Source organism: Bradyrhizobium sp. MI1.4, from assembly GCF_055811315.1.
Genome location: NZ_JBVVPP010000006.1, coordinates 84559 through 110435, shown reverse-complemented (window position 1 = coordinate 110435; position 25877 = coordinate 84559). Strand labels below are relative to the sequence as shown.

Genomic DNA, 25877 nt, shown 5'->3' with positions numbered 1-25877 from the left:
GGCACCGCGTGCCAGTACGACAAGCATCATAATGAGCATCGCGTAAGATAAAGCGCCGCTTTCGCTGGAGCCGGAAGCAGATTGTGTCGTATCGGCTCGAAGCCTTGGCAGAGAGTTGCGCCAAGCAACCTTTCGAGTTGAACAGCACCGCCACGCGGCGGACGCCGCCGCGGTATAAGATGCGGCGTCGATCAAAAACGAAAGTCAAAACTCCTTTGGCTCAGGCGCAGCTTGGGAGGAACTGCTGTCGTCGATATCCTACTTTGCGTTTCGGGTTGATATGGAGGCCGAAATGTTGAGCAATTCGCTGATCGAGCTGGACCGCGCACATCTGGTTCACCCGGTCTCATCCTATCGCGGTCACGAGGCCTTGGGTGTGCGGGTGTTAAGATCAGCGAAGGGCGCGACCCTGACCGATGCATCGGGACATCAATTGCTCGACGGGTTTGCTGGTCTGTGGTGTGTCAACGTCGGGTACGGACAAGAGAGCATCGTTGAAGCTGCCACGAAGCAGTTGCGCGAGCTGCCTTACGCGACGGGCTATTTCGGGTTGGGCTCCGATCCGGCCATCCGGCTGGCCGCCAGGTTGGCCGAATTGGCGCCTGGCGATCTGAACCATGTTTACTTCACGCTAGGTGGCTCCGATGCCGTCGACAGCACAATCCGATTTATTCGGTACTATTATCATGCCAAGGGTACGCCGCAGAAGGATCAGTTCATTTCCGTCGAGCATGGCTACCACGGATCGTCGACGGCAGGGTCCGGCTTGACCGCGATCCCCGCCTTTCATGCGGGCTTTGGGGTACCTTATAGCTGGCAGCACAAAATTCCGTCGCACTATACCTATCGTAATCCTGTCGGTTCCCATCCTCAGGCTATCATTGCTGCGTCGGTCGCGGCCCTGCGAGCCAAGATCGCCGAACTTGGCGCAGATCGCATTGCGGCTTTTTACGTCGAGCCAATTCAGGGATCAGGGGGTGTCCTCGTGCCACCGCCATCTTGGTTGAAAGCCATGCACGCCGTTTGCAAGGAGAACGATATTTTGTTCGTAGTCGATGAGGTCATCACTGGCTTTGGTCGTGTCGGCCCATTTTTCGCCTGCGAAGAAGACGACGTCGTGCCGGATTTCATGACCACCGCAAAGGGTCTGACGTCGGGCTATGTGCCGATGGGAGCCGTTTTCATGTCCGACCGCGTCTACAACACGATTGCGGACGGAGCCGGCAAGACGGCCGTCGGCCACGGCTACACCTATTCCGCGCATCCCGTCAGTGCAGCGGTCGGGCTCGCGTGCCTGGATCTTTACGAAAATGGCTTGTTGGCAAACGGCCGAAAGGCGGGGCACCGCCTGATGGAAGGCCTTCGCGCGCTTGCCGATCATCCACTTGTCGGCGATGTCCGTGGTCGCGGCATGCTGGCCGCAATCGAGCTCGTCACGGACAAGGAGCGCAAGACGCCCCTGCCGGCGGAAGCTGACGCCGCGCGCCGCATATTCGACCGCGCATGGGACAACGGTCTCGTCATCCGCGCCTTTGCCCAAGGCGTGCTGGGTCTTGCGCCCCCGCTCTGCTGCACGGATGCGGACATCGACGGCATCATCGAACGAACTCGCATGACGCTCGACCAAACCCTCGAAGACAGGGACGTCCGCGCGGCGATGAAAGGATAATCACTGCGCCTGTCATTCCGAGGCCAGAAAAAGCCTGAGCCGTAGCGCCGGCCCGGCGATCTGCCCATGCTCCCCGGGGTGGAGGATTGTTCTTCAGCTATTGAATATGCTTTCGAGAGGCAGATGGGATTTCACGATCGGGGACTTCAGCACGACAAAACTGAAGTATTTGTCGATTCCGATATCCATCTCGACGAGACGTTCCATCAGCGCTTGATATTCGCTGATTCCCGCTGTGATAAACTTCACCAGGTAGTCATATCCGCCCGAAACCAGATGACATTCGACGACCGAATCTATCTTTTCGATGGTCGTGAGAAAGCGCGCGAAATCGATCTGGCGATGATTTTTGAGCGTGATCTCGGCGAACACAGTCAGAGTTTGTCCGAGCTTGGAGACGTCGATCTGGGCGGAATAGCCGGTGATGAAGCCCTCCGTCTGGAGCCTCTTGACGCGCATCAGGCACGGGCTCGGGGAAAGGTTTATCAGCTCTGCGAGCTCGACGTTGGAAGTCCGCCCGTTCTTCTGCAGTTCGCATAAAATCCTGATGTCGATCTTATCGAGCTTCATAGGCAATGCCATGAGATGGGAGCCATAGCGGCGTCAAGGCTTTGAGGCTTCAGCGTCATACGCACTGTCATAGCACCAACCAGCATCCTTTCCCACCGGGCGGAGAGATTGCTTTTCAGAACTCGGCGACCTTGCCCCAGGCACCCGTTTTCAGCCGCTCCGGCCTGTATGGACGCGGGTCGACGATCGGTGCAGTACCAGTAATGATGTCCGCGATCAGGTGCCCTGCGCCGGGACCAATCCCGAAACCGTGTCCGCTGAACCCGGCCGCAAGGATAAAGCCCGGAATCGCCCCCACCTCACCGATGGCGGGAACGCCATCCGGTGTGCTGTCAATATAGCCGGCCCAGACATTGGAGATTGCGACGCGACGGAGTTCAGGCAGCAATTCGCAAGCTCTTTTATGTGTCAGCCGAATCTGCCGCATGTCGGGACGGGGATTAAGTGTCCGGTTCAGCTCCATCGGGGTCGTCTCATCGAGCGCCCACTTCGCCAAGGATTCATGACCTTGGCGCATGCCCTCGAATGCTCCAGGGGCGAGACTGCGCCAGCGGCGAGCAAACATCGGCACGAATTCGCGGGCGAACCTGAATTGCTGCGGCGTTGGATCGACTCGCGCGCGCCCGCTTATCGCCAGCGTGTACCCGCCGCTGCTACGCCGCGTGAGCGACACGACTGCAGTGTGCAGGGCGTCGGGCAGACCCGCCGCGCCAGGAGCCACGGCGAGAATGGACTGGCGCATGGACGCCTGTGGGAAGCGAATGCCGAGCTGGTTGCAGAACGAAGAGGCCCAGGCCCCTCCTGCCATGACCACCGTGTTGGTCCGGATTGTGCCCATTTCGGTCACTACGCCGTTCACCCGGCCGGCACGGAGCTCTATGCCGCGAGCGGCGCAGTGCTGGTGCACCGTGCCGCCAGCCGTCATCATCGCACGCGCGACCACGGGCACAGCCTTCGAAGGGTCTGCCGTTCCGTCGGTTGGAGAGGAGACGCCGCCTTTCCATTTGCGGCCCGTCGCTTTGCCTCTCTCGCTCGCTTCGTTCGTGCTCAACATGTGTGTCGTAACGCCGACCGTCTTTGCAAAATCGCGCCATTTCGCCCAGCCGGTCAGCTCATTCTCGTCATTCGACAGATAGAGAAGCCCGCAGCGGCGGAAGCCCGTGTCTTCCCCGGTCTCCTGTGCTACTCTCTCCCAAAGATCGAGACTCTTGGTGGCGATCGGTAGCTCGCGTGCGTCGCGATTCTGTTGACGGCACCATCCCCAATTGCGACTGGACTGCTCGGCGGCGACACGCCCCTTCTCTAGCAAGGCGACCTTAACGCCGCGGCGGGCGAGATAGTAAGCCGTGAACACGCCCACCACGCCGCCGCCAATGACGACGACGTCAGCCTCTTGAGGCAGAGACGGGCTTGATTCAATATGGATGAGCGGCGCACTCATGAAGCGAGGACTCCCGGCGTTTGACCTATCGTAGCTGAGCATTCGCGGCAGGTGCTCTGCGGGAATTTGTGATTAGACGGAATATTCTGCGGTTTGCCGACTACTGTTCAAGCTATTATTGCGAGAACACGTTGCTCGCGCCCACCTCATTCGCCAAAGCACCAGGGCATCAGGCGTTGAGCGCGTGCAGCCGTGCCGTGCACAAGGCAGGCCGCCTGAGAGTTCTCTCGTCGCGGCGCAGACTGAAATGCCAGATGGCACTTCGTTTTCAGAACTTCCTGCTGCCCATACGGCGCGTTTCGGCGACTCTGGGGTGATTGAAGCAGTCAAACTCGCGAATGCCGGGTCAATGTCGATCAGTGGCAGAAGTTCTAAAGGGACGCTGGATGAGCCTTGTCCAGGAACAGACCTCCACAAGAGCAATCAAGCTGGATGGGACTGTTAGCTCCACGAACTTCGATTCAGTGATCGAGTTGGCCGCTCGTCCGATGTTTTGGCTTGAGCGACAGCTTTTTCCTGTCGAGCACCAAGCTTTGAATCATGTCGCACTCTCCGAACAGGGAATGGCAAAATGAGCGGCGAATTTTCGACCTGTCCGATCGTCGCGGCGGCAACAATGGCCGAAGAGCCAATCCGCAGCAGAATGACCCAACGCCGTTGAAAGGGGAGACTGTTCAAATGGCCTCTGCCTCTCAGGCTGTAGCTTCGGAAGATGTGGCACTCTCGGTGCGCGACCTGACCGTGAGCCTGCCGGCCGGGATGGAGCGGGCTCACGCCGTCGAGAACGTCTCCTTTGATCTGAAGCGCGGTCAGATACTGTGCATCATTGGAGAGTCCGGATCGGGCAAGTCGGTGACAGCCAATGCGATCATGGGGCTTCTGCCCAAGGCGATACGTGTTACCTCGGGTTCGATCGACCTGAATGGGACCGACATCGTAGCCATTTCGCCCGATAAGCTCCGCAACCTTCGCGGCCGCGTCGTCTCGATGATCTTTCAAGATCCGCTCTCAGCGCTCAATCCGCTGATGACCGTGGGCGCGCAGATCGAGGAAGTGATGGCAGCGCACGACGTTGGGACCGCGAAATCCCGTCGCAGCCGCGCCATAGACTTGTTGGTTGAGGTCGGCCTTCCCGATCCGCAACTCATGTATCACCAGTATCCATTCCGGCTTTCGGGCGGGCAACGGCAGCGGGTGATGATCGCCATGGCTCTGGCTCTTGAGCCCGCGATCCTGATTGCGGACGAGCCGACGACCGCCCTCGACGTGACGACGCAGGCGCAGATCCTCAAACTGATCCGCGACATTCAGCGCCGCAAGGGAATGAGCGTGATGTTCATCACCCATGACTTTGGAGTCGTGGCGGAGATTGCCGATTCCGTTGTGGTGATGGAGAAGGGTCATTGCGTGGAGCAAGGCAGTGCCGAGCAGGTGCTCAAGTCGCCCAGTCACCTCTATACGCGCCGCCTGATCGCGGCCGTGCCGCACCTGACCGGCAAGGACCGCAATCCCTTGGAAGCCGCCGACAGGGCGTCAATCCTGAAGGTCGAGTGTCTGGTCAAGACCTATCGTAGCGGCAGTGCGCTTTTCCGTACGCAGCGCATCGTGCCTGCGGTCAATGGTGTCTCGTTCGATCTCACGCAGGGCCGCACGCTAGGCGTTGTCGGAGAAAGCGGTTCGGGCAAATCGTCGCTCGGGCGGCTGCTGATCAAGCTCATGGAGAGCGACGGTGGCTCGATTTTCTTCGAAGGCCGCGACGTCGCCCGGCTTACCGAGGCCGAGTTTAGGCCGCTAAGGCCAAAAATCCAGATGATCTTCCAGGATCCTTTTGCGTCGCTCAACCCGCGCTCGACGGTCGGGCAAATTCTCACAGTCGGGCCGGTCGCGCATGGCGTGCCGCACAGAGAGGCTGGTGAGCGGGCGCGGGAGCTTCTGTCCCATGTCGGCCTGGATTCAGGCGCCTTCGACCGCTATCCGCACGAATTTTCCGGCGGTCAGCGCCAGCGCGTCGGCATCGCCCGTGCGCTGATGTTCAAACCACAACTGCTGATCGCCGACGAAGCCGTCTCCGCGCTTGATGTCTCGATCCAGGCCCAAATCCTGAAGCTGCTGGATCAGATTCAGCGGGAGACCGGCGTCTCGATGATCTTCATCACGCATGATTTGCGCGTTGCCAGCCAGATTTGCGATGAGATCGCCGTCATGCATCGAGGACAGATCATCGAACGCGGACCGCCGTCGCAGATCTTCCTGGACCCGAAATCCGCCTACACGCGCGAGCTCGTCGCTGCCATCCCCGGCGGGCAGCCAAGGGGCGCTCGCGCGCTCGCGGGAGTCAATGAATACCGGCGGGACACAGCCAAGAACGAGGAGAGGTCATGACGGAAGCCTATTTTGACTCGAGCTATTCACGGCGCAATGCACTTCGATTGATGGTGGCCGGGGCTGCCGGCCTCGCTGCACCAGGCCTGTTGGGTACGCCCGCCTTCGCTCAGAAGGCCCCCGCCAAACCGAGCGGTCGCATCGTCGTCGGACTTGGACAAGAGCCGACCGTCTTCAATCCGCTGATGGCGCACATTGAAGTCGATGATGGTGTGCATTTCTCGGTTTTCGACGCGCTCTTCCGGATCGACCCAAAGGGTGAGATTGAGCCCAACCTTGCCGTCGAAGTACCGAACCAGAAGAACGGCGGCATTTCGGAGGACGGCCTCAAATGGCGCATCCGTCTGCGTGACGGTGTGCGCTGGCACGACGGCAAACCCTTCACGGCCGAGGATGTGAAATTCACCCTCGAACTGATCACCAATCCCGCCTTCCGGAGTTGGCGCACAGCTGGCCATGCCCTCGTGCGCGACATCACGGTGATCTCGCCCACGGAGATCTCGTGGCGAATGGAACAGGTTTTTGCGCCTTATCTTTCGTTCCTGACCGAAACCTTCATCGTGCCCAAGCACATCCTCGAGAAGGAGGCCAATCCAAACAACGCCGCCTTCAACCAGGCGCCGGTCGGCACCGGCGCATTCAAATGGGGTAAGCGGGTTGCAGGCGATCATCTCGAACTCGTGGCTAACCCCGAATATTTCGGAGAAGGCCCACACATCGAGAAGCTGATCTTCAAATACATTCCCGATCTCACCGTCCTCTACACTCAGTTCAAGAGCGGTGATGTGGACCTGATGGGGCAGCCGTACATCACAGCTGATCATTACGAGGAAGCCAAGGCGCTGGCGAACCGAGTGGTGACACTGGTCCCAAAGGCTTCATTCGAGTCCTTTTACCTGAATTTGGAGCGTCCACAGTTCAAGGAACTTGCAGTCCGTGAGGCGCTCTACGCAGCCATCGACAAGGAATCGATCATCCAGGGGCTCTATTACGGCGTGCCGACTCCGACGGAGACCTTCATGCCGAGGCAGTCCACCTACTATAACCCCAATCTTCCGGCACACGCATACAATCTGGACCGCGCGCGCCAGATCCTCGACCAAGCCGGCTGGGCGCCCGGGCGGGATGGCGTTCGTGCCAAAAGCGGCGTCCGTCTGTCCTTTGCCAGCTCGACCACGTCAGGCGATCCGCTTCGCGAGCAGGTGCAGCAGTTCTTGCAGCAGACATTTGCTCAGTTGGGCGTCGAGATGAAGATATCGAACTTGCCCGCCGCGGTGATGTGGGGCGAGTTCTGGCAGCAATCGCAATTCGATTCCGTGATCGTCGGCAGCACGTATCTGATCGGCGCCGACCCGGACGTGACCAATCGCTTGCACTCGCGTGCGATTGCAGCGAAGGGCGGGCGTGGTTCGAATAATGCGCAGTATTCAAATCCAGAGGTCGATGCCTTGCTCGACCAAGGCGCTCGCAGCTTCGATCCGGACGCGCGGCGCTCGATCTACCGTCGCGTACAAGAGCTCGTTCGCCGCGACCTGCCCTTCTTGCCGCTGTACCAGACCAATTCGGTCCAGGGTAACAAGAAGGGCATTTCCGGCGTCGTGCCGAACGTCAACACGCGCACCGAATCCTGGAACGCGCTGGCTTGGTCTTGGGCGAGTTGACGTATCGCCGCCCGAGGCCCGTATAGGCGCAGGGCGGCGCCTAGGCGCTGTCAAGCTAACATGGAGACTCGAATGCCCGGGTTCCTGCTTAATCGCTTTTCGCAGAGCATCGTGCTGTTGGTGATCGTCTCGATCATTGGCTTCACGGTGCTCAACTTCATGCCGGGCGGTCCTCTCGCGCAGTTCGGGCTGGATCCCGGCATGACCCAGAAGGACATTGAGCGACTGGCAGAGCAGCTCGGGCTGAACCGGCCGTTGTGGATTCAGTATTTTGATTGGGCCTGGCGGTTGGTTCAGGGCGACTGGGGTCACTCTTTCCGCGACGGAACGCCGGTGCTGGCGGTGATTGGGCGTCACCTCTTCGCTACGCTGCTGCTGATGGGGACGTCCACGGCACTGGCCATCGCCCTTGGTTCCTGGATCGGGATCCGCGGTGCCACCCACCGCTATTCCCTGTTCGATTATTGCGCGACGATTGGCGCCATGGTCGCGCTGTCGGTCCCGACCTTCTGGTTCGGCCTCGTCGGCATCTATATCTTCACGTTGAAGCTCGGTTGGGTGCCTGCAGGGAACATGTACACGATCGGCGACGGATCGGTGCTGGACTACTTGCATCACCTGATCTTGCCAAGCTTGGTGCTGTCGCTGGTCCATGTCGCGGTCTGGAGCCGCTACATGCGCACCGCGACCCTTGATGCGCTGAGCCAGGATTTCGTCAAGACGGCTCGTGCCAAGGGCCTAAGTGAGCGCCGCATCCTGCTGAAGCATGTCGTCGGCAATGCGCTGTTGCCGATGATCACCCTGGCTGGGGTGCAGTTGCCGAGCATTCTGACCGGCGCGTTGGTCACTGAGACCATCTTTACCTGGCCGGGAATGGGGCGGCTGTTTCTCGACAGCCTCGGCTACAGTGACTATCCGATGGTCATGGGGCTGTTGATATTCTCAGCCATCCTTGTCGTGCTGGGCAATCTCGTCGCAGACATCCTTGTCGCACTCGTCGATCCGCGCATTCGTCTCAGCTGAAGACGCAGGTTCGTGCCGTCAACAGGAGTCCCCCGTTATGACTGATATCTCCGCCCACCTCCCTCCAATTCGCTGGTGGCACAGCCGCGGGGTGCGCCGGTTCATGCGACACCATCTGGCGCTGCTCGGGTTCGCGATGATCGCCCTGCTCGTGTTGGCGTGCGTCGTGGGCCCCTACGCCTTGCCTTACGATTCGCTCTATATAGATCTGCGCGCCCGCTTTGCTCCTCCCTTGAGCGGTCATCATTATTTCGGCACCGACCCGTTGGGGCGAGACTTGGCCGTGCGACTCTTGATGGCCGGGCGTGTCTCGCTACTGGTGGGATTCTCCGCGATGTTGTTGTCAACGCTGATCGGAACGCTCGTCGGCGTGACCGCAGGCTATCGCGGGGGCTGGATCGGAGCCGCGCTGATGCGCACGGTGGATGGCTTTCTTTCCTTCCCCTCGATTTTCCTCGTGCTGGCGTTGGCCGCGACGCTCCGGCCCAGCCCGATGATGATCACTGTCATCATTGCTGTCACGAGCTGGATGGAGGTTGCCAGGATCGTCGAAGCCGAGGTCCGTTCGCTGCGCGAGCGCGAGTTTGTCCAGGCCGCGCGCATGGTCGGTCTGAGCGGCAGGCACATCATGCTTCGCGAAATTCTGCCCAATGCCACGGGTCCGATCATCGTGGCCGCAAGCCTCACCGTCGCCCGTGCGATTCTTCTGGAGGCCTATATCAGTTTCCTTGGTTACGGCATCCAACCACCGCTGCCCAGCTGGGGCAATCTGCTGAACGGCGCCCAGCAATATCTGGCCAGCGCTCCCTGGCTTGCCATCATTCCAGGCGCTGCGATTACGATCGCAGTGACCAGCTTCAACTTCATCGGCGACGGGCTGCGCGATGCGCTTGACGTTAGAGATGACCACATTTGACGGCTTGAGCCCAGGTGGCAGGCAGCGGACAGCGTTGAAGGCTATCCAGCAGAACCTCTTGATAGCGTAGACGTCGCAAGCATCGCGTTGGCTGATCAGAATCCGTCTTGTCAGTAATCCAAGGCCACTTTTAACACACGAGAAGTCAGCGACATGCATGAGCCCAGAGCCGCAGAGAAGGACACGCCCTATTGGTGGGAAGCCGCACCACTTAGGTCGCTGCCTCAACAGACTCTTCCCAAGAAACTTGACGTGCTGATCGTGGGCGCTGGCTATGCCTCTCTTTCGGCCGGGCTGGTGCTGGCGCGCGAGGGACGCTCGGTTGCGGCCTTTGACGCGATGAGTCCGGGCGAGGGAGCCTCGACGCGCAACGGTGGAATAACCAGCGCGAGCATACGGCCGGATTACGCCGCGATCTCCCGACGCTTCGGCGCAGACAAGGCGCTGGCAATCGAGGCGGAAGGCAAGATCGCCCGCGAGTTCCTTTACGATTTCATCAAGACCGAGGGGCTTGCCTGCGATTTCCAGCTGGTCGGGCAGTTCAAGGGCGCGTTCGGATATGAGCAGTACGACACGATGGCGCGTAGCGCGGAAGTATTAGCGAAGAGGCTGCGGATCGAGTCTCACGCCGTACCTTATGCCGAGCAGCACAGCTACATCGGCACCGATGTCTACCGGGGTGGAACAGTCCGGATGGATATCGGAGGGCTACAACCGGCGAAGTTTCACGCTGAACTGCTTCGCGTGGCGCTCGCTTCGGGCGTCGCGGTTCATGCGGATACGCCCGTCATCTCCATCGAGAGAGATGGTTCCGGATTCCGTATCGTGACCTCGGCCGGTTCGGTGCAGGCGCGTCAGGTGCTGGTTTGCACGAATGGCTATACTGATAGCGCCGTTCCCTTCCTGCGCCGCAGGCTGGTCCCGGTTCGCAGCCGGATCATTGCAACCGAGGAGCTCGCACCTGACGTCATGGAGCGGCTGATGCCCAAACGCATGATGATGACCGAGAACCGCCAGGTCGGGTTCTATTACCGCCCATCGCCCGACGGCAAACGTATCCTGTTAGGGGGGCGCGACAGCTCTCGTGTCGGTAACCCGGTGGCTCCAAAGCTCCTGCTGCGCAAGGGGTTGGTGAACCTTTTCCCCGAACTCGAGAATGTTCGCCTTTCGCACAGCTGGTTCGGCAATGTGGCGATGAATCGCGACATGCTCCCGCGCATCTTCGAAGAGGACGGTGTGGTTTATGCCACTGGCTTCTGCGGTTCAGGCGTCGTCTGGGCGCCTTGGATCGGGATGCACGCGGCCCACAAGCTGATCGGAAACCACGAACGGGCGCGCACCGCCTTTGACTTCCGTCCGCCGGACTCCATCCCGCTCTATCGTGGCGATCCCTGGTTCATGCCCGCCATGATCTGGGGATATCGGATGCAGGATCGTTTTGCACTGTGGCGCGACCGCCGCTGACGGCTGGAAACTCCATCGGGCATTCCCAAAGGTACAACTCAGGTCATGGAGCTGGCGGCACTGCCGCCTCTCGAAAGAAGAGCATCGATGCACTACGTATCCACGCGCGGACATTCAGGTCGCAGACAGTTCTGCGAAACATTGCTTGAAGGCCTCGCCGAGGATGGCGGGCTGTACGTACCTGAGACCTACCCGCGTGTGGACGCCGCTACATTGGATGCGTGGCGTGCCTTGTCCTATCCCAGCCTGGCCTTCGAGGTCCTGTCGCTCTACGTCAGCGATATTCCGCCCGCTGACCTGAAGGCAATCTGCGAAAAGACCTACACGCCCGAGATCTTTGGAACCTCGAACATCGTTCCGCTTCGAAAGCTGGAGACGCGGCTTTACCTCCAGGAATTGTCGAACGGTCCTACGCTGGCGTTCAAGGACGTGGCCATGCAGTTGCTCGGCAATCTGCTCGAGTACGAACTGGCACGGCGGCACGACGAATTGAACATTCTTGGGGCGACCAGTGGCGACACCGGGAGCGCTGCGGAATACGCAATGCGCGGCAAGAAAGGGGTGCGGGTCTTCATGATGTCGCCCCTCGGACGGATGAGCTCCTTTCAGCAAGCTCAGATGTTCAGCCTGCAGGACGACAACATCCACAACATCGCCATAGATGGCGTGTTCGACGACTGCCAAGACATCGTCAAATGTGTGTCCAGCGATCTGGAATTCAAACGACGATATAAGATAGGTGCGGTGAATTCGATCAACTGGGCCCGACTGGTCGCGCAGGTCGTCTATTACTTCTCCGGCTATTTTCAAGTCTCCGAAGGGAGGTCAGCAGGCGTTGACTTTTCCGTGCCTTCAGGAAACTTCGGAAACATCTGCGCTGGTCATGTTGCGCGCATGATGGGACTTCCAATATCCCGTCTCGTCCTTGCGACCAACGAAAACGACGTGCTCGACGAGTTTTTCCGCAGCGGCATTTATCGCGTCAGAAGCCGAGCTGACACGCTTGAAACATCGAGTCCTTCCATGGACATCTCCAAGGCGTCAAATCTCGAGCGTTTCGTGTTCGACTTGCTCGGTCGCGACGCCCGTCGGACGAAATCGCTGTTTGAGAACCAACTTCGGGAATGCGGTTCGTTTGACCTCAGCGGTGATCCCAGCTTCGTAACGGCGGCGGCGCGTTTTGGATTCCGCAGCGGCAGGAGCACCCATGCCGATCGACTGGCGACGATCCGTGACACGTGGGATCGCTACCACACAATGATCGATCCTCACACTGCGGATGGTGTGACGGTCGGGCGCATGCATGCGAGCCCCGAGGCGCCGATGCTTGTGCTCGAAACTGCACAGCCAATCAAATTCGCTACGACGATCAAGGAAGCGTTAGGCCGGCAGCCAGATCGTCCGCTACGGTTCGATGGACTAGAAGGGTTGCCGAGGCGAGTCAAAGTCCTTCCCCCGGATACACAAGCTGTAAAGAACTACATTGCGGACATCATGCAGGGTGCAACCTGCTGAAGGGCCGATTCCGGATCGAGGAGTGTTTCAGCCGTGGCTGTATTTACGGTGCTGTCACCCGACGAGGTCGCAGCGTTCGTTCGAGCGCGCTATCGGAGCAATCCGCGGTTGATGTCCGGTATCGTTCCGGGCCATGGGATGCCGGAACGGGATCGCGCTGCGGCGTGGCGAGACACTGACAGCACATCGTCCCTTCTACCGTATCATCAATGCAATTCCCTGCCGAACTCTGCGTCAGTCTGATCGCGTAATGCTGTCGCAGCCAAGATACGCTGCAATTCGCGGGAACATCGTCAGATGGACCTCGCCGTGTCAGGCACTGACGATTAGTCCGCTAACCCAAGCATGAGACGTCGACGCATCATGGCAACCGAAGCTACCCAAGCCGGAGAACGCGAGATTGAAGACGTGGCCCTAGTCCCTTTCGCGAGAGCGCATCTGAAAGGTGCCTTGAAGCTCTCGCAGGAGATGTCTTGGCCGTATCTGCTCAAGGATTGGGAATTTGCGCTGCAGCTTGGCCGCGGTTTCGTGGTGACGAGTGCGGGTGCTGTGGTGGGGACCGCGCTGTGGTGGCCTTACGGCGACACCCATGCTTCCGCCGGAATGGTCATCGTCTCGAAAGCCGTTCAGGGACGGGGGTACGGGGCCCGGCTGATGGACGCGCTGCTCGCGGCGGCACGACCACGAATCGTCACGCTGAATTCGACCGCCGAAGGCCTTGCGCTTTACGCACGCCGCGGCTTCGCCAGCATCGGCATGCTGCACCAGCATCATGGCGTTCCTGGCCAGGGCCGCGACATGCCGCCGGTCGGAAACGTCAGAGCGATGGTTCCGTCGGACTTCGAGGCCATAGTCGGTCTCGATCACGAGGCCACCGGCTGGATGAGGCGCGAGATGCTGAACCGGCTGATCGAGGTCGGTTGCGGCTATGTCCTGCTGCGTGACGGCATACCCCGCGGCTACGCCATTTCCCGTCTCTTCGGCCGCGGGCATGTCATCGGCCCTGTGATCGCCGAAAGCCCGACCGATGCGCGCGCATTGATCGAGGCCGCGCTCGCGCCCCTCGGGAGTGTTTTCGTCCGGATCGACACCTCGGCCTCCTCGCAACTCGGTGACTGGCTTGGAAACATCGGCCTGCAGAAGGTCAGCGACGCCACCACCATGGTCTTGGGGACGCAGATGCCATGGACCGGGCCGGCGCGCACGTTCGCGGTCGCCAACCAGTCGTTCGGCTAGGAGACCTTGAGATGCAACGCCCCGATATGCGCCGGACGGATAGCCAGAACGCCGCGCCACGCGAGATAACCGCGACGGTCGGCGCACTGGCGACGCCGGCCCTCCTGCTCGACAAAGACCGGCTGGATCGCAATCTCGCCCGTCTGTCCTCTCGTATGGCCGCGGCTGGCGTCGTGCTGCGCCCCCATATGAAAACCGCGAAATCCATCGAGGTTGCCCAGCGCGCCTATCCCTCCGGGCCGGGGCCGATCACGGTCTCCACCTTGGCGGAGGCTGAGTACTTCGCGCAGTACGGTTTCCGTGACGTGACATATGCCGTCGGCGTGGCACCGCACACCGCTGAAAGGGCGATGCGTCTCCGCAAAGCCGGCGTTGACCTTAAGGTGCTGCTCGATTCGCCTGAACAGGCGGCGATGTTGGGCACGGCAGCGCGTGCCGCCGGCGTGACGCCCTCCGCCTTCATCGAGATCGACTGCGACGGCCATCGCGGCGGGCTGACCGCCACCGATCCCAAGCTCATCGCCGTCGCGGCGGCCCTGGCCGAGGCCGGCGTCACGCTCGCCGGCATTCTCACCCATGCCGGCGAATCCTACAGCCTTTGCTCGTCCGATGCCCTCGTCGCGGCCGCAGAGAACGAAAGGGCCGTGGCCGTGGCGGCCGCGGAGACATTGCGGGCGGCGGGGCATGAATGCCCGGTCGTAAGTGTCGGTTCGACGCCGACCGCCCATTTCGCCGAAGGCCTGACCGGCGTCACGGAGATGCGGGCCGGCGTCTACATGTTCTTCGATCTGGTGATGCACGGCGTCGGTGTCTGCACGACCGACGACATCGCGATCTCGGTTCTCGCCACCGTCATCGGCACGAAGCCGGAGAAGGGATGGATTTTGGTCGATGCGGGCTGGATGGCACTGTCACGTGATCGCGGCACCGCGGCGCAGCGGGTCGACCAAGGTTACGGTCTCGTCTGCGATCTGTCCGGCCAACTCTATCCGAATCTGATCGTCGCGCAGGCGAGCCAGGAGCACGGCATCCTCGCCATAAGGTCCAGATCGGCTGCAGCCCTCCCGCATATCCCGATCGGCGCGAAGGTCAGGATTCTGCCCAATCATGCCTGCGCGACGGCGTCACAGCACGAACTTTACAATGTCATCTCGGCGGGAAGTGACGCAATCGAAGCTCAGTGGCCGCGGATGCGCGGCTGGTAGATCTGAAACAGAATCGGGCGGCGATTTGCGCATGCCCAGCTTCCGCTGGTCGGCGTCTATTACCGGATCAAGGATCGCTTCCAATGACCTCGGCCGTTCGACACCTGACGGAAGCCGGCTTCCTCGGCAAATTTTACATCGACGGAGAATGGCGGAAGCCGACAGGGTTGGCGACGGCGATCGTCGTCAATCCGGCGATCGAGCAGCCGGTCGCAGAAATCGCGCTCGGCGATGACGAGGATGTAGACTGCGCGGTCGTAGCCGCGAGAAAAGCCTTTACCGGCTGGTCCCGTAAGCCGGCTGCCGAGCGGGCGGCGCTGCTCGACCGGGTTCACGGTTTGCTTCTCGATAGGCTGGAGCTGTTTGCGCAGGCCATCACGTGCGAGATGGGGGCCGCCATCACTTACGCGCGCCGCGCCCAGGTGCCGCTCGCTGCCGAACATATCCGCGTCGCGCGTGACAATCTCGCGGCCTATCCGTTCATCGCCACGCGCGGCAGCACCGCGATTATGCGCGAGGCAATCGGCGTCTGTGGTCTTATCACCCCCTGGAATTGGCCCCTCTACCAGATTACGGCCAAGGTCGCTCCGGCGCTGGCAGCTGGCTGCACGGTGGTGTTGAAGCCGAGCGAACTTTCGCCGCTGAGTGCCCTGTTGTTCGCCAAGGTGATGGACGATGCCGGCTGTCCGCCCGGCGTCTTCAACCTCGTCAACGGGACAGGTCCAGTCGTGGGGACCGGTCTGGCGTCGCATCCGCAAGTCGACATGATCTCGATCACCGGCTCGACGCGGGCAGGCGTTCTCGTCGCGCAAGCAGCGGCGCCCACCGTCAAGCGCGTCGCACAGGAGCTCGGCGGCAAGTCACCGAACATCATCTTGCCGGATGCGGATTTGAGCCGGGCTGTTCCGCTCGGTGTCGCCGCCGCCTTCCGCAATCTCGGCCAATCCTGCAGCGCACCGACGCGTATGCTTGTGTCCCGCTCACAGATGGCAAAGGTCGAGATCCTGGCGGCGGCGGCCGCTTCTGAATTGGTGGTCGGCGATCCGCTTGCGGAAAGCACGACCCATGGTCCGATCGCCAACCCGCCGCAGTTCGAGCGTATCCAGGCCATGATCGGCATCGGCCTGGAGGAAGGCGCCAAGCTTGTCATTGGCGGGCCGGGGCGGCCCAACGACCTTCAGGTCGGCTTCTATGCGCGGCCGACCATCTTCTCGAACGTCAATCGCGACATGAGAATTGCGCAGGAGGAGATCTTCGGCCCGGTGCTGTCGATCATTCCCTACGATACGGTCGACGGGGCGGTCGAGATTGCCAACGACACGGTCTACGGCCTCGGCGCGCATGTGCAGGGCACGGATATTGAAACGATGCAGGCGGTCGCCGGGCAGATCCGGTCTGGTCAGGTTCATCTCAACTATCCCGACTGGGACCCGAACGCACCTTTTGGCGGATACAAGCGTTCCGGAAACGGCAGGGAATACGGCCGCGAGGGCATGGAAGAATATCTCGAGACCAAGGCCGTTCTCGGATTCTATCGATGAAATTCATCTCGGAAAGCGAATCGGCTTCCGCTGACGCGAAAGTGTTTCCGGCGGTGATCGCACACGCGTCGAATCGCAGAACACCTTCTCAAGTCGGGTTCAACGCCTGATAGCGCCGAGCCCTTGAGGAGCGCGAAGTTGAATCATTAGATCAGATTGCACTGTTCCTGCAGCCATGAAGCAAGATAGTTCGCTTTCCCAGACAGTTCAGTTTCTCCCGCCCAGATGAGGCCATAGTGGCTTTCGTCCGGATCGAAACCGGCAGGCGCGATGAGCCGCCCTCTATCTACGTCGTCCGTTGCAAGGACCCGCGGGCTGAGGGCAACGCCCAATCCCGCCAATGCTGCTTCGACGATGAGGAAGTGGTGATCGTAGAAGCGTATCTCCGCGGGGCGCCGCACCGACGGGTGGGTGGAAAGCCATCGCGACCAAGCGTCCGCCCGAGTCTTCGAACCTAGGGCGATGTAGTTTCCTGAGGCAAACACCGCTGCGAGCTGAGGGCTCATGACCGGTCCTACCCTTTCAGGAAAAAGGCGCCGGACGTGCCACGCCTCTGGGAGCGCAAAGTCGAGCCGACGTATAGCCAGATCGATCCGATCGCGGCGAAACTCGACGGGGCCGCCGGCGACTGACAGATGTAGAGCGATGTCGGGATGGACGGCCTGAAAGCTTGCAAGCCGTGGAATAAGCCAGCGCATAGCGACTGAAGGCTCGCATGAGAGAACGAGGGAGTTCTGCTGTGCGTTGGCAGCACGCAAGCTCTCAACGGTTGTCGCCAGCTCGGTGAAGAAACGGCCGAGTGTGAGGTTGAGCACTTCTCCAGAGGCAGTGAGACTCAAGCCACGTCCGCTTTTTTCGAAGAGTTTGAAGCCAAGGTCTTCCGACAGTTTGGTGATACGGCGACTCACAGCCCCATGGGTCAAGGCAAGGCTGTTCGCGGCAAGCCGAACCGACCCCAGCCGCGCAGCGGTCTCGAACGCACGCAAGTCGTCCAATGAAGGTATTTCTGATCGCCTCATTGGTGATCTCATATCACCAATGTAGCGCAAAAAATATCGCTTTTTATGTTGAATTTGCTTAGCATAATTGATCCATGCGAACCAATGGCGAATACACAATCGGTATCCTAGCCGACGACCTGACCAGCGCCGCCGATGGGGCCGGTCCGTTCGTCGAGCGCGGTTTGCGAGCCGTTGTCGGCCGACGCCGGCTGCCGCACCAGGAGGCCACGATTGTCGCCGTTGATAGCGGATCTAGATCAGTGCCGGTTTCGCAAGCGGCGCGGCGGCAGTCAGAACTTGCCGAGCAACTCGCTTCGCGGGTTGTCCTCTACAAGACCGTCGACTCGACTCTTCGCGGGCACGTGACGGCCGAGATGGAAGCGGCCTTCACCGTAAGCGGCCGCAAGATGCTGGTCTTTGCACCTGCGTTCCCTGGCGCTGGGCGTACAACCGTCGACGGCGTTCAGCTTGTGGACGGCATTCCTGTAACGGAGACCGAATACGGTCGCGACCCCGTCCATCCGGCGCGACATTCTCGGCTGGCTGAGCTCGTTCCGGCCTCCATCGGAAGCGTCGTCATCCTTGATGCTGCGACACAGGCCGATCTCGACAAACAAGTTGCGGCCCTGCCGGATCCGGAGTCGATCCTATGGGTGGGCTCTCCGGGCATGGCCCTTGCCCTGGCGAAGCGTCTTGCGCCGCTTGCGGTTGCGTCGGACGTGACCGCCGCGGTTAGTGGCGACATTCTTGTTGCGATCGGCAGCGCCAATCCGCGCAACCATCGTCAGGCCGACTGCATCGCAATGGAGCCTGGAATCGCTCTGCTGCAGGCTCCGATCGAACGGATGAATGATCCCGGATCCGTCCTGCGCGACATTGCTCAAAATGCGGCTCGACGGCTGGCCGACGAGCGTTTCGATATGGTGATCGCCACAGGCGGGGACACCATGGAGGCGATTCTGGACGGCCTGGACATTTATGAGTTCGAGATCCTGCAAGAGCTCGAGCCAGGCTTTCCGCTTGGCCGCACGTCCCTCGGAGATGGACGAGAGCTGCTGATCGCCATGAAGGCAGGCGGCTTTGGCGACGACGATACGCTGCGTCGTGCGATCACGCGGCTCCGCCTTGGCACCTCGGTATCAGAACTGGTTGTATCATGACCCAATCCGCTCCCCTCGCCGTCACAATGGGCGATGCCTCCGGCATCGGCCCGGAGATCGTGGCGAAGACATTGGCCAAAGCCGGCGAAGGCACGGTCGTATTCGGCAGCTACGTCGTGATGGAGAATATCGTCCATCGTCTGGGTCTCGAGCTGACGGTCAGGCGTATCGCCCGACCTGAAGAGGCGCGCTCTGAGCCGCGGTCCATCGAAGTTGTCGAGGCGACGCAAATCATCGCGCCGCCTCCGCTCGGGAGCGTCAGCGCCATGTCCGGCCAAGCTTCCTTCGATGCCATCGTCGCCGCCGTCGCGGCAGCCAAGGCCGGCAAGGTCAGCGGCATCGTCACCGCACCGATCAACAAGGAAGCGATGGCAAGCGCGGGCATTCGCTATCCCGGGCACACCGAAATCCTCGCCGACTATGGTGGTGCGGAGCGCGTTGCGATGATGCTGGCCAACGATGATATCCGCACGGTTCTCGTCACCATCCACATGTCGCTGCGCAAAGCCATCGACCAAGCGGATTTCGATGCCCAGATGTCGGCGATCCGGCTCGCAAATGAGGGCGGCAAGGCCCTCGGGATCGCGGCGCCGCGCATTGCAGTGGCAGGGCTCAACCCCCATGCCGGCGAAGGTGGTCTCTTCGGCGACGAAGAAATCCAGATCATCCGGCCTGCGATCGAAGCGGCCCGCGCCGAGGGCATCGACGCCAGTGGCCCCTGGCCCGGGGACACTGTCTACATGCAGGCCCGCAAGGGCCGCTTCGATGTGGTCGTGGCCCAATATCACGATCAGGGCCTGATTCCGGTGAAATATCTCGGCCTCGAAAAGGGTGTGAACATCACGCTCGGCCTGCCGTTCGTCCGTACAAGCCCTGATCACGGCACGGCATTCGACATTGCGGGCCGAGGCATCGCCGACACCGGCAGTCTCGAGACCGCGCTGGCTTACGCGCGAAGGCTCGTCGCCGCGCAAATTAAGACCAAAGAAGGGGTAGTCTAATGGGCCTTCGCTTTATCTTCATGCTCACGCGCAACGATCGCACCGTCGGGGACGCCTCTGAACAACTCAAGACCGCCCTGAGGCTTGGCGTTCGCCACATCGGTTTCAAGGACATCGGCCTGCCGATTGATCGACTCAAAGTTCTCAACCGGGTCATCAAGGCAGACGGCGCCACCTCCTATCTCGAAGTCGTCTCACTCGACCGGCAAAGTGAGATCGTTTCGGCGAAAGCGGCGGTTGAAATCGGCGTCGACGTCTTGCTCGGCGGCACACATGTTGACGACGTGTTGCCGATCCTTGCTGGCACCGGCATTCAATACTGCCCCTTCCCGGGTCGCATCACCGGTCATCCGAGCGTGCTCGAAGGGAGCATCGAGGAGATCGTTGAGAGCGCCCAGGCGCTCGCCGTGCGGGAGGGCGTGTATGGCCTCGACCTGCTCGCCTATCGCTCCAAGGAAGACGTCCCGGCCCTCATCAAGGCGGTGTGCGCGGCGGTGCCCAAGCCCGTCTACGTGGCCGGCTCGATTGATACGCCTGAGCGGATCGCCATCCTGAAGGACGCAGGAGCCGCCGGCTTCACTATCGGCACGGCCGCGTTGGACGGCAAGTATCCGGCCGACGACAAGGACGTCGCTCGCCAGCTTGGGGCCATCATCCGTGACGTGGCCGCTCTGAACCGGCATCTCTCGCCGCTCCACAAGAAGAACCTGGCCAGCTCGTTCGGGCAGCTCAAGGAGACTTGGTCTCCGAAGATCGCGGGTCAGATTAACGACATGCAGATCAAGCTCGCCAAGTTCGCGGGCGAGTTCGCCTGGCGCTTTCACAGGAGCGGTGACGAACTCTTCCTGGTGCACAAAGGCCGCCTGCTGATGAAGTTTCGTGATCGGGACGAGATCATCGAGCAAGGCGAGTTCATCGTGGTCCCGCATGGGGTAGAGCATTGCCCTGTCGCGCTGGACGACGTCTGCGAGGTCGTGCTGCTCGAACCCGGCACATCCATGGATGCCGGCACCGCTCACGACCTCGAAGGCTAGACCGTCTGCCTGCGATCGGAGCAAACGCTTGACGCCGTCGACCGGCCTTCGCCGGTCCGGCCTCGATGACCTCAGGAGCTGGGAGCAGGACTCCTCCCGCGCCGACTCGGTGAAGACCGGAGTCTGGGAAGCCACGCCTGGCAAGAACCGCTCGATCAAGGGCGAGACCTTCGAGTACTGCCACATCCTTTCCGGCGTGGTGGAGCTGACCGAGGAAGGCAAGGAGCCTCGCATTTTCCGCGCCGGCGACAGCTTTGTGATGAAACCCGGCTATGTCGGCGTCTGGAAGACGATCGAGACAGTGCGGAAGATGACTTCGGGCGCCGAAATGGGCTTTGCCGCCGCGCTGGTACCTGATCGACGCTCGTGGTTCAGGACATCACTCGTCCCGGTGTCGCCGAGCCAATCGCGACGGTCTGGGTCCATTTTGCTGGGGCATCGAAAAGCGGTCCAGTCTCCGTGGACAAGCAGGTCGCGCCGCCGTTGCGCCGAACTGGGACGATCGCGCTTGAGCAGCTCGTATCGCTCAAGCGCTCAAAAACCCGAACATCTTGCGAAGTCCTAGATGATTTCAGCACATTCTATCGGGCGCCTGATGCGATGAAGGGTTGATCGGAATTTTGCTTCCGCGTTCTTGGCAGCCGAGGTTCGTTGGAACATGTCGCCCCATGTCGAGCGCATTCACAGCGATGAGCGTCTCCCGGCCGAGGCCGATGTCGTTATAGTCGGCGGCGGTATCCTCGGCGCTACGGCCGCCTATTACCTGGCGAAGCGCGGCCTCTCTGTGGCGCTCCTCGAGAAGGGTCACGTCGCCTGTGAACAATCGAGCCGAAACTGGGGTTGGTGCCGGCAGCAGAACCGCGATCGCCGCGAACTGCCACTCTCGGTGATCTCTATGCGGCTGTGGGACGAGCTCACGCGCGATATCAATCGGGACCTCGGATTTCGGCGCTGCGGACTCGTCTATGCGACCCACGACGAGGCTGTGCTCGCCGGCTGGGAAAGGTGGCGCGAGGTCGCCAGGGAGTACGACGTCGACACCCGCGTGCTGAGCCGGGCGGAGGTGGCCGAGCGCGTCCCCGAAGCGCGCGACAAATGGGTCGGCGGGACCTATTCGGCTCGGGACGGCAAGGCCGAACCTGCGCTCGCCGCGCCGGCTATCGCCGAAGGGGCCAGAATTCTGGGCGCCACGATCCACCAGGGATGCGCCGCGCGGGCGCTCGACTTGGCCAATGGCAAGATTGCAGGCGTGCACACGGAGAAGGGCTATATCAGAACCAGCGCGGTGCTTTGCGCCGCCGGCGCCTGGTCCTCGCGCTTCCTTCGGCCGCTCGGGATCAGTTTTCCCCAAGCGAGCATCCGTCAGACCGCGCTGCGTTCCACCCCGACAACCAACATAGGCGAGGCGGTCTCCACACCCTACTGCACGATCACGCGTCGACTGGACGGCAGCTATACGCTTGCGATCAGCGGCAAGGCGAACCTCGAAATCACGCCCCAGGCTATCCGGTACAGCCGGGAATTCATGCCGCAGTTCTTGCGTCGCCTGAAGAACGTCAGGATTGGCGTCGGCCAATCGTTCGTTTCGGGGCCGGATTCAATGACGGCGCTGCTGACCAACGACGATCGGATCTTCGAACAGAATCGCGTGCTGGATCCTCCGCCCTTGAAATGGCTGGTGAGCCAAGTGGTGGCGAGTGTCCGGAAAACCTTCCCCCAACTCGGCGAAATAAAGATCGGTAGCGCTTGGGGCGGTTTCGTCGATTGCACGCCGGATGCAGTGCCTGTCGTGTCGAAGGTGGACCGGGTGGAAGGCCTCGTCCTCGCAGCGGGCTGCTCGGGTCACGGCTTCGGTTTGGGCCCGGGCCTCGGCTATCTGGCCGCACAGCTTCTCGTCAACGACACTCCTTGCGTCGATCCCGCACCGTTCCGGCTGTCGCGTCTGACCGATGGCTCGAAGCTGGACATCTCGGCCATCTGAAGATCGAGCCGGAAGTCGGGCCTGACGCGTACCGAGCAACGCCAGGTTTGGAGTACTGCGGATGGTTGCGGACGATTTAGAACGGGCTTGAACAGCCTAGTTGGTGCCCCTGGCCGGAATCGAACCAGCACTCCTTGCGGAACTCGATTTTGAGTCGAGCGCGTCTACCAGTTCCGCCACAGGGGCCCTCGGTCGGCCCTAGGCGGGCGTCGCGAAGCCGGCGGACTATAGCCATGGACCAAGCGGGGTCAACCCGCGCCAAAGTGATCCGGGCCGTTCTCGACAGCCGCATGAGCCGGGGTTACAGCCTTGGAAAGCGACCCATCGAAAGGAGGCTGCCGTGACAACCCAGAGTGCCGCAATACCTGCGTTCAAACCGGCGGCCACGACCCCTGCGCTGGCCGCTTCGCTCGCGGTCGCGCTGACGGCAGCCGCGACCATCGCGGGCGCCTGGTTCTTCCAGCTGGTGCTCGGGATTGTGCCCTGTCCGCTCTGCCTGGAGCAGCGCTACGCCTATTACCTCGTGATCCCGCTCGGCCTGCTCATCGCACTCGCGGCGCGGGGCGGTGCGCCGAGACCGCTGCTGCTCGCGGGCCTGGCGATCCTTGCGCTCGCGAGCATCGCCAATGCCGGGCTCGGCACCTATCATTCCGGCGTCGAATGGGGCTTTTGGAAGGGACCGACCGACTGCTCCGGTCCCGTCGTCAATCTCGGCAGCGCCACCGACCTGCTGTCGCGGCTCGACACCGTGAAGGTGGTCCGCTGCGACGAGGTGCAGTGGCGCTTCCTCGGCCTCTCGCTTGCCGGCTACAACGTGCTGATCTCGCTCTTGATGGCTGCGATCGCCGCGTGGGGATTCGTTGCGACGGTGAAGCGCTGAGGCTCAATCATCCACATCGTCCTGCGTCCGGCCGAACAGGTGCACAATGCCCGGCGTCGCGATCGTCACGAAGACGAAGCGCGAGAGGTGATGTGCGCCGACGAAGATCGGATCGATGTGCAGCGTCAGGGCCAGCGCCAGCATGGCGTCCATCGCGCCCGGTGCGTAGGCGACCACGACGTCGGAGAATTTCACCTGCGTGGTGAGCGCCACGATGCCGACGAAGATCGCGGAAACGGCGATGGCGATGGCAAACGAGCCCAGTGCCGCGTTGATGTGGCCGGCGAGCGTCTTGATCCTCATCCGCGCGAAGCGGCTGCCGATCAGGGCGCCGATGCCGACCAGCGCCACGCCGCGTACCCAGTCCGGCAGGCCGCCCTCGACCCAACCGGCGCCATGCAGCACGCTTGAGCCGATCATCGCACCGAACATCCAGCTCGCCGGAAACCTGATCAGCCGCAGGAGGAGTGCCGCGGCCAGCGAGGCCGCGACCAGCTCGACGAGGTCGAGCGGCGAGGCGATCGTCGTCGTCAGCGATGGCGCGACGGAGGGCGCGACGCCGGCGAACGCCAGCACCATCGGCAGGGCCGCGGTGAGGATGATGACGCGCATGGTCTGCACCACCGCGATGCCCGGCAGGTCGGCGCCGCGCTCGACCGCCAAAATCGTGATCTGCGACATCGCGCCGGGGCTGCCGGCGAGGAAGGCCGAGGTGCGGTCCCAGCCGTGAATGCGCTGGAGATAATAACTGGAGCCGAAGGTCGAGCAGAAGGTCGCGAGCGCGAGCAGCCCGATGGTGAGCGGATAGGCACTGACCTGTTGAAGCAGGTGGCGAGAGACGACTGATCCTAACGAAATGCCGAGCAGCACCAGCACCGTCTGGGTCAGGATCGGCGGCAGCGTCAGCTGGCGACCGGCGATCGCGGCGATCCCTACCGCGATCATGGAGCCCGAGATCAATCCCCCCGGAAGGCCCGCGAGCAGAAACACGAGGCCCCCGGCGGTGCCAATGACGAGCGTTTCCACCGTGCTCAACATCTTGGCACGGCTCGGCCATTCGAACGGCAGGGAGGCGGTGATTTGCTTCACACCACCTTATCGCAAATCAACAAGAGGCGCACAATTGCGGCCACGTCATACCGCAATGCGCGCGCCTCTCGCCGAAGCCGCGAGCAGGGGGGGAAGGATTTACTTCTTCTCCGCAGCCGGCGCGGCCATGCCGGCCTTGGCGGTCTTGATGCATTCGGAGCGGAATTTCTTGCGCTCCTTGCCGTGCAGGCCCTTGGCGTCGGCCTGCTTGGAGCATTCGAGCGACTCGGCCGAGTGCTCCTTCGGTGCCTTCTTGTCCATGGGGGCGGCGGTTGTGGTTTTGGTGTCGGTCTTTGCTGCCGGCGCGGCGGTCTGCGCGAAGGCGGTGCCGGTGGCGAGCAGGGAGGCGAGAGCGACGACGGCGAGGCGAGATGTGAGGGTCATGGTGCTGCACTCTTCTTGCGGGAATTGCGAAGGGCGCGAAAGTCGGCTGGCGTTGCTGAACGCGACATGAATAATTGGAACGTGGAGGATCACTATATTTTGGCGGCAGCAGCCATCGCTTCCTTGTCGCGGGCGGGCGGCACGCTAGGATAGCAATCCTCGGTTCACTTCCCTCGGGGGAAGATCAAGGAGGAGACCAAGGATGACCATTCAATCAAAGTTGCTATGTGCAGTTGCGCTGTCGGGCTTTGCCGCGCTGGTGGCAAGTGCGCCGGCGCAGGCGCTGACCTCGCAGGAGTGCAGCGCGAAATACCAGGCCGCCAAGAAGGACGGGTCGCTCGGCACCACGAAGTGGAATGACTTCCGCAAGGCCCAGTGCGGCGCGGACGCGACGCCAGCGGCTGCGCCGACCGCGGCCGCTCCTGCTGCGCCCGCCGCTCCCGCCGAGCCGAAGCAGGCGAAGAAGGAGGCCGCCCCGGCTGCTGCCCCGACCCTGCCGGCCGGCCCCGCGATCTATCCGAACGCGGTCGATCCGAAATACGCCAAGGAGACCCCCGGCAAGGGGCGCCTGCACACCTGCGTCGACCAGTACAACGCCAACAAGGCCACCAACGGCAATGGCGGCATGAAGTGGATCGAGAAGGGCGGCGGCTATTACAGCGAATGCAACAAGAAGCTGAAGGGCGCCGCCTGACGCTTCAAGACGACGCAGAGGCCGGAGCCA

The 25877-nt window shown here is 61.7% G+C and carries 22 protein-coding genes, 1 tRNA gene and 1 pseudogene; 18 read left to right on the top strand and 6 right to left on the bottom strand.

Annotation, left to right across the window (positions count from 1 at the left end; translation table 11 throughout):
• The first annotated feature begins 292 nt into the window (after positions 1-292).
• On the top strand, positions 293-1669 hold the full coding sequence (locus tag AC0L23_RS09255; protein WP_026232478.1) for an aspartate aminotransferase family protein: 1377 nt from the start codon (positions 293-295) through the stop codon (positions 1667-1669).
• 93 nt (positions 1670-1762) lie between these two features.
• Here the strand turns inward: AC0L23_RS09255 and AC0L23_RS09250 are convergent, their stop codons facing one another.
• Both AC0L23_RS09250 and AC0L23_RS09245 read right to left on the bottom strand, forming a co-directional pair.
• Positions 1763-2239, bottom strand: a complete 477-nt coding sequence (locus tag AC0L23_RS09250) for an Lrp/AsnC family transcriptional regulator (RefSeq protein ID WP_018453188.1) — start codon at positions 2237-2239, stop codon at positions 1763-1765.
• Positions 2240-2354: 115 nt separating this feature from the next.
• Positions 2355-3680: an NAD(P)/FAD-dependent oxidoreductase gene (locus tag AC0L23_RS09245; protein ID WP_085361181.1), complete on the bottom strand. Its 1326-nt coding sequence runs from the start codon at positions 3678-3680 to the stop codon at positions 2355-2357.
• 386 nt (positions 3681-4066) lie between these two features.
• Between AC0L23_RS09245 and AC0L23_RS09240 the strand changes: the two genes are divergently transcribed.
• From AC0L23_RS09240 to AC0L23_RS09195, 10 genes are all read left to right on the top strand, one after another.
• Positions 4067-4255 carry a hypothetical protein gene (locus tag AC0L23_RS09240; RefSeq protein WP_018453189.1) on the top strand — a complete coding sequence of 63 codons (189 nt, stop codon included), beginning with the start codon at positions 4067-4069 and terminating at the stop codon, positions 4253-4255.
• Between the two features lie 103 nt (positions 4256-4358).
• Positions 4359-6062 carry an ABC transporter ATP-binding protein gene (locus tag AC0L23_RS09235; protein ID WP_473356819.1) on the top strand — a complete coding sequence of 568 codons (1704 nt, stop codon included), beginning with the start codon at positions 4359-4361 and terminating at the stop codon, positions 6060-6062.
• Positions 6059-7723, top strand: a complete 1665-nt coding sequence (locus AC0L23_RS09230; RefSeq protein WP_085361104.1) for a peptide ABC transporter substrate-binding protein — start codon at positions 6059-6061, stop codon at positions 7721-7723. The genes AC0L23_RS09235 and AC0L23_RS09230 overlap by 4 nt, the downstream gene beginning before the upstream one ends.
• A 72-nt stretch (positions 7724-7795) precedes the next feature.
• The gene (locus AC0L23_RS09225; protein WP_018453192.1) at positions 7796-8746 is read left to right on the top strand and encodes an ABC transporter permease; all 951 of its coding nucleotides are present in this window, start codon (positions 7796-7798) and stop codon (positions 8744-8746) included.
• A 37-nt stretch (positions 8747-8783) separates the two neighbouring features.
• Positions 8784-9662, top strand: coding sequence for an ABC transporter permease (locus AC0L23_RS09220; RefSeq protein ID WP_026232479.1), 879 nt, complete (start codon positions 8784-8786; stop codon positions 9660-9662).
• Between the two features lie 153 nt (positions 9663-9815).
• Positions 9816-11126, top strand: coding sequence for an NAD(P)/FAD-dependent oxidoreductase (locus AC0L23_RS09215; protein ID WP_085350773.1), 1311 nt, complete (start codon positions 9816-9818; stop codon positions 11124-11126).
• Positions 11127-11213: 87 nt separating this feature from the next.
• A complete protein-coding gene (thrC, locus tag AC0L23_RS09210) occupies positions 11214-12641 on the top strand; it encodes a threonine synthase (RefSeq protein ID WP_085350828.1) in 1428 nt (475 codons plus the stop codon).
• Positions 12642-13004: 363 nt separating this feature from the next.
• Positions 13005-13877, top strand: a complete 873-nt coding sequence (locus AC0L23_RS09205) for a GNAT family N-acetyltransferase (protein WP_026232481.1) — start codon at positions 13005-13007, stop codon at positions 13875-13877.
• Between the two features lie 11 nt (positions 13878-13888).
• On the top strand, positions 13889-15082 hold the full coding sequence (locus AC0L23_RS09200) for an alanine racemase (protein WP_198293338.1): 1194 nt from the start codon (positions 13889-13891) through the stop codon (positions 15080-15082).
• An 83-nt stretch (positions 15083-15165) separates the two neighbouring features.
• Entirely contained in the window at positions 15166-16623 is a 1458-nt protein-coding gene (locus AC0L23_RS09195; protein ID WP_473356818.1) for an aldehyde dehydrogenase family protein, read from the top strand.
• A gap of 146 nt (positions 16624-16769) precedes the next feature.
• On the opposite strand, the gene AC0L23_RS09190 is transcribed toward AC0L23_RS09195, so the two are convergent.
• Positions 16770-17741, bottom strand: coding sequence for a LysR family transcriptional regulator (locus AC0L23_RS09190; RefSeq protein WP_240543311.1), 972 nt, complete (start codon positions 17739-17741; stop codon positions 16770-16772).
• Between AC0L23_RS09190 and AC0L23_RS09185 the strand changes: the two genes are divergently transcribed.
• The 5 genes and pseudogenes from AC0L23_RS09185 to AC0L23_RS09165 all read left to right on the top strand — a co-directional run bounded on the left by AC0L23_RS09185 (position 17717) and on the right by AC0L23_RS09165 (position 22800).
• Complete coding sequence (locus tag AC0L23_RS09185; RefSeq protein ID WP_085350770.1) at positions 17717-18784, top strand: four-carbon acid sugar kinase family protein; 1068 nt, start codon at positions 17717-17719, stop codon at positions 18782-18784. The genes AC0L23_RS09190 and AC0L23_RS09185 overlap by 25 nt on opposite strands.
• Positions 18781-19785 (top strand): 4-hydroxythreonine-4-phosphate dehydrogenase PdxA, encoded by a 1005-nt coding sequence (gene pdxA, locus AC0L23_RS09180; protein ID WP_026232485.1) that lies wholly within the window; start codon positions 18781-18783, stop codon positions 19783-19785. The genes AC0L23_RS09185 and pdxA overlap by 4 nt, the downstream gene beginning before the upstream one ends.
• Positions 19785-20819: a cupin domain-containing protein gene (locus tag AC0L23_RS09175; protein ID WP_085350769.1), complete on the top strand. Its 1035-nt coding sequence runs from the start codon at positions 19785-19787 to the stop codon at positions 20817-20819. The genes pdxA and AC0L23_RS09175 overlap by 1 nt, the downstream gene beginning before the upstream one ends.
• A pseudogene (locus AC0L23_RS09170) lies at positions 20788-21132 on the top strand (cupin domain-containing protein); the annotation flags it as partial. The gene AC0L23_RS09175 and the pseudogene AC0L23_RS09170, both read left to right, overlap by 32 nt.
• A 345-nt stretch (positions 21133-21477) precedes the next feature.
• Positions 21478-22800 carry an NAD(P)/FAD-dependent oxidoreductase gene (locus tag AC0L23_RS09165; RefSeq protein WP_085350768.1) on the top strand — a complete coding sequence of 441 codons (1323 nt, stop codon included), beginning with the start codon at positions 21478-21480 and terminating at the stop codon, positions 22798-22800.
• A 101-nt stretch (positions 22801-22901) separates the two neighbouring features.
• Here the strand turns inward: AC0L23_RS09165 and AC0L23_RS09160 are convergent.
• Positions 22902-22986: transfer RNA gene (locus AC0L23_RS09160), tRNA-Leu, on the bottom strand.
• A gap of 154 nt (positions 22987-23140) precedes the next feature.
• On the opposite strand from AC0L23_RS09160, the gene AC0L23_RS09155 reads away from it, so the two are divergent.
• On the top strand, positions 23141-23680 hold the full coding sequence (locus AC0L23_RS09155) for a disulfide bond formation protein B (RefSeq protein ID WP_018453208.1): 540 nt from the start codon (positions 23141-23143) through the stop codon (positions 23678-23680).
• 3 nt (positions 23681-23683) lie between these two features.
• On the opposite strand, the gene AC0L23_RS09150 is transcribed toward AC0L23_RS09155, so the two are convergent.
• A complete protein-coding gene (locus tag AC0L23_RS09150) occupies positions 23684-24769 on the bottom strand; it encodes an AbrB family transcriptional regulator (RefSeq protein ID WP_085361102.1) in 1086 nt (361 codons plus the stop codon).
• Between the two features lie 99 nt (positions 24770-24868).
• Complete coding sequence (locus AC0L23_RS09145; RefSeq protein WP_018453210.1) at positions 24869-25153, bottom strand: PsiF family protein; 285 nt, start codon at positions 25151-25153, stop codon at positions 24869-24871.
• Positions 25154-25355: 202 nt separating this feature from the next.
• Between AC0L23_RS09145 and AC0L23_RS09140 the strand changes: the two genes are divergently transcribed.
• Positions 25356-25847, top strand: coding sequence for a hypothetical protein (locus tag AC0L23_RS09140; RefSeq protein WP_085361101.1), 492 nt, complete (start codon positions 25356-25358; stop codon positions 25845-25847).
• The last annotated feature ends 30 nt before the right edge of the window (positions 25848-25877 follow it).

Bases quoted from the DNA above. Each gene is read 5' to 3' on its own strand.
- AC0L23_RS09255 (WP_026232478.1), top strand. From the start codon at position 293: ATGTTGAGCAATTCGCTGATCGAGCTGGACCGCGCACATCTGGTTCAC.
- AC0L23_RS09250 (WP_018453188.1), bottom strand. From the start codon at position 2,239: ATGAAGCTCGATAAGATCGACATCAGGATTTTATGCGAACTGCAGAAG.
- AC0L23_RS09245 (WP_085361181.1), bottom strand. From the start codon at position 3,680: ATGAGTGCGCCGCTCATCCATATTGAATCAAGCCCGTCTCTGCCTCAA.
- AC0L23_RS09240 (WP_018453189.1), top strand. From the start codon at position 4,067: ATGAGCCTTGTCCAGGAACAGACCTCCACAAGAGCAATCAAGCTGGAT.
- AC0L23_RS09235 (WP_473356819.1), top strand. From the start codon at position 4,359: ATGGCCTCTGCCTCTCAGGCTGTAGCTTCGGAAGATGTGGCACTCTCG.
- AC0L23_RS09230 (WP_085361104.1), top strand. From the start codon at position 6,059: ATGACGGAAGCCTATTTTGACTCGAGCTATTCACGGCGCAATGCACTT.
- AC0L23_RS09225 (WP_018453192.1), top strand. From the start codon at position 7,796: ATGCCCGGGTTCCTGCTTAATCGCTTTTCGCAGAGCATCGTGCTGTTG.
- AC0L23_RS09220 (WP_026232479.1), top strand. From the start codon at position 8,784: ATGACTGATATCTCCGCCCACCTCCCTCCAATTCGCTGGTGGCACAGC.
- AC0L23_RS09215 (WP_085350773.1), top strand. From the start codon at position 9,816: ATGCATGAGCCCAGAGCCGCAGAGAAGGACACGCCCTATTGGTGGGAA.
- thrC (WP_085350828.1), top strand. From the start codon at position 11,214: ATGCACTACGTATCCACGCGCGGACATTCAGGTCGCAGACAGTTCTGC.
- AC0L23_RS09205 (WP_026232481.1), top strand. From the start codon at position 13,005: ATGGCAACCGAAGCTACCCAAGCCGGAGAACGCGAGATTGAAGACGTG.
- AC0L23_RS09200 (WP_198293338.1), top strand. From the start codon at position 13,889: ATGCAACGCCCCGATATGCGCCGGACGGATAGCCAGAACGCCGCGCCA.
- AC0L23_RS09195 (WP_473356818.1), top strand. From the start codon at position 15,166: ATGACCTCGGCCGTTCGACACCTGACGGAAGCCGGCTTCCTCGGCAAA.
- AC0L23_RS09185 (WP_085350770.1), top strand. From the start codon at position 17,717: ATGCGAACCAATGGCGAATACACAATCGGTATCCTAGCCGACGACCTG.
- pdxA (WP_026232485.1), top strand. From the start codon at position 18,781: ATGACCCAATCCGCTCCCCTCGCCGTCACAATGGGCGATGCCTCCGGC.
- AC0L23_RS09175 (WP_085350769.1), top strand. From the start codon at position 19,785: ATGGGCCTTCGCTTTATCTTCATGCTCACGCGCAACGATCGCACCGTC.
- AC0L23_RS09165 (WP_085350768.1), top strand. From the start codon at position 21,478: ATGTCGCCCCATGTCGAGCGCATTCACAGCGATGAGCGTCTCCCGGCC.
- AC0L23_RS09145 (WP_018453210.1), bottom strand. From the start codon at position 25,153: ATGACCCTCACATCTCGCCTCGCCGTCGTCGCTCTCGCCTCCCTGCTC.
- AC0L23_RS09140 (WP_085361101.1), top strand. From the start codon at position 25,356: ATGACCATTCAATCAAAGTTGCTATGTGCAGTTGCGCTGTCGGGCTTT.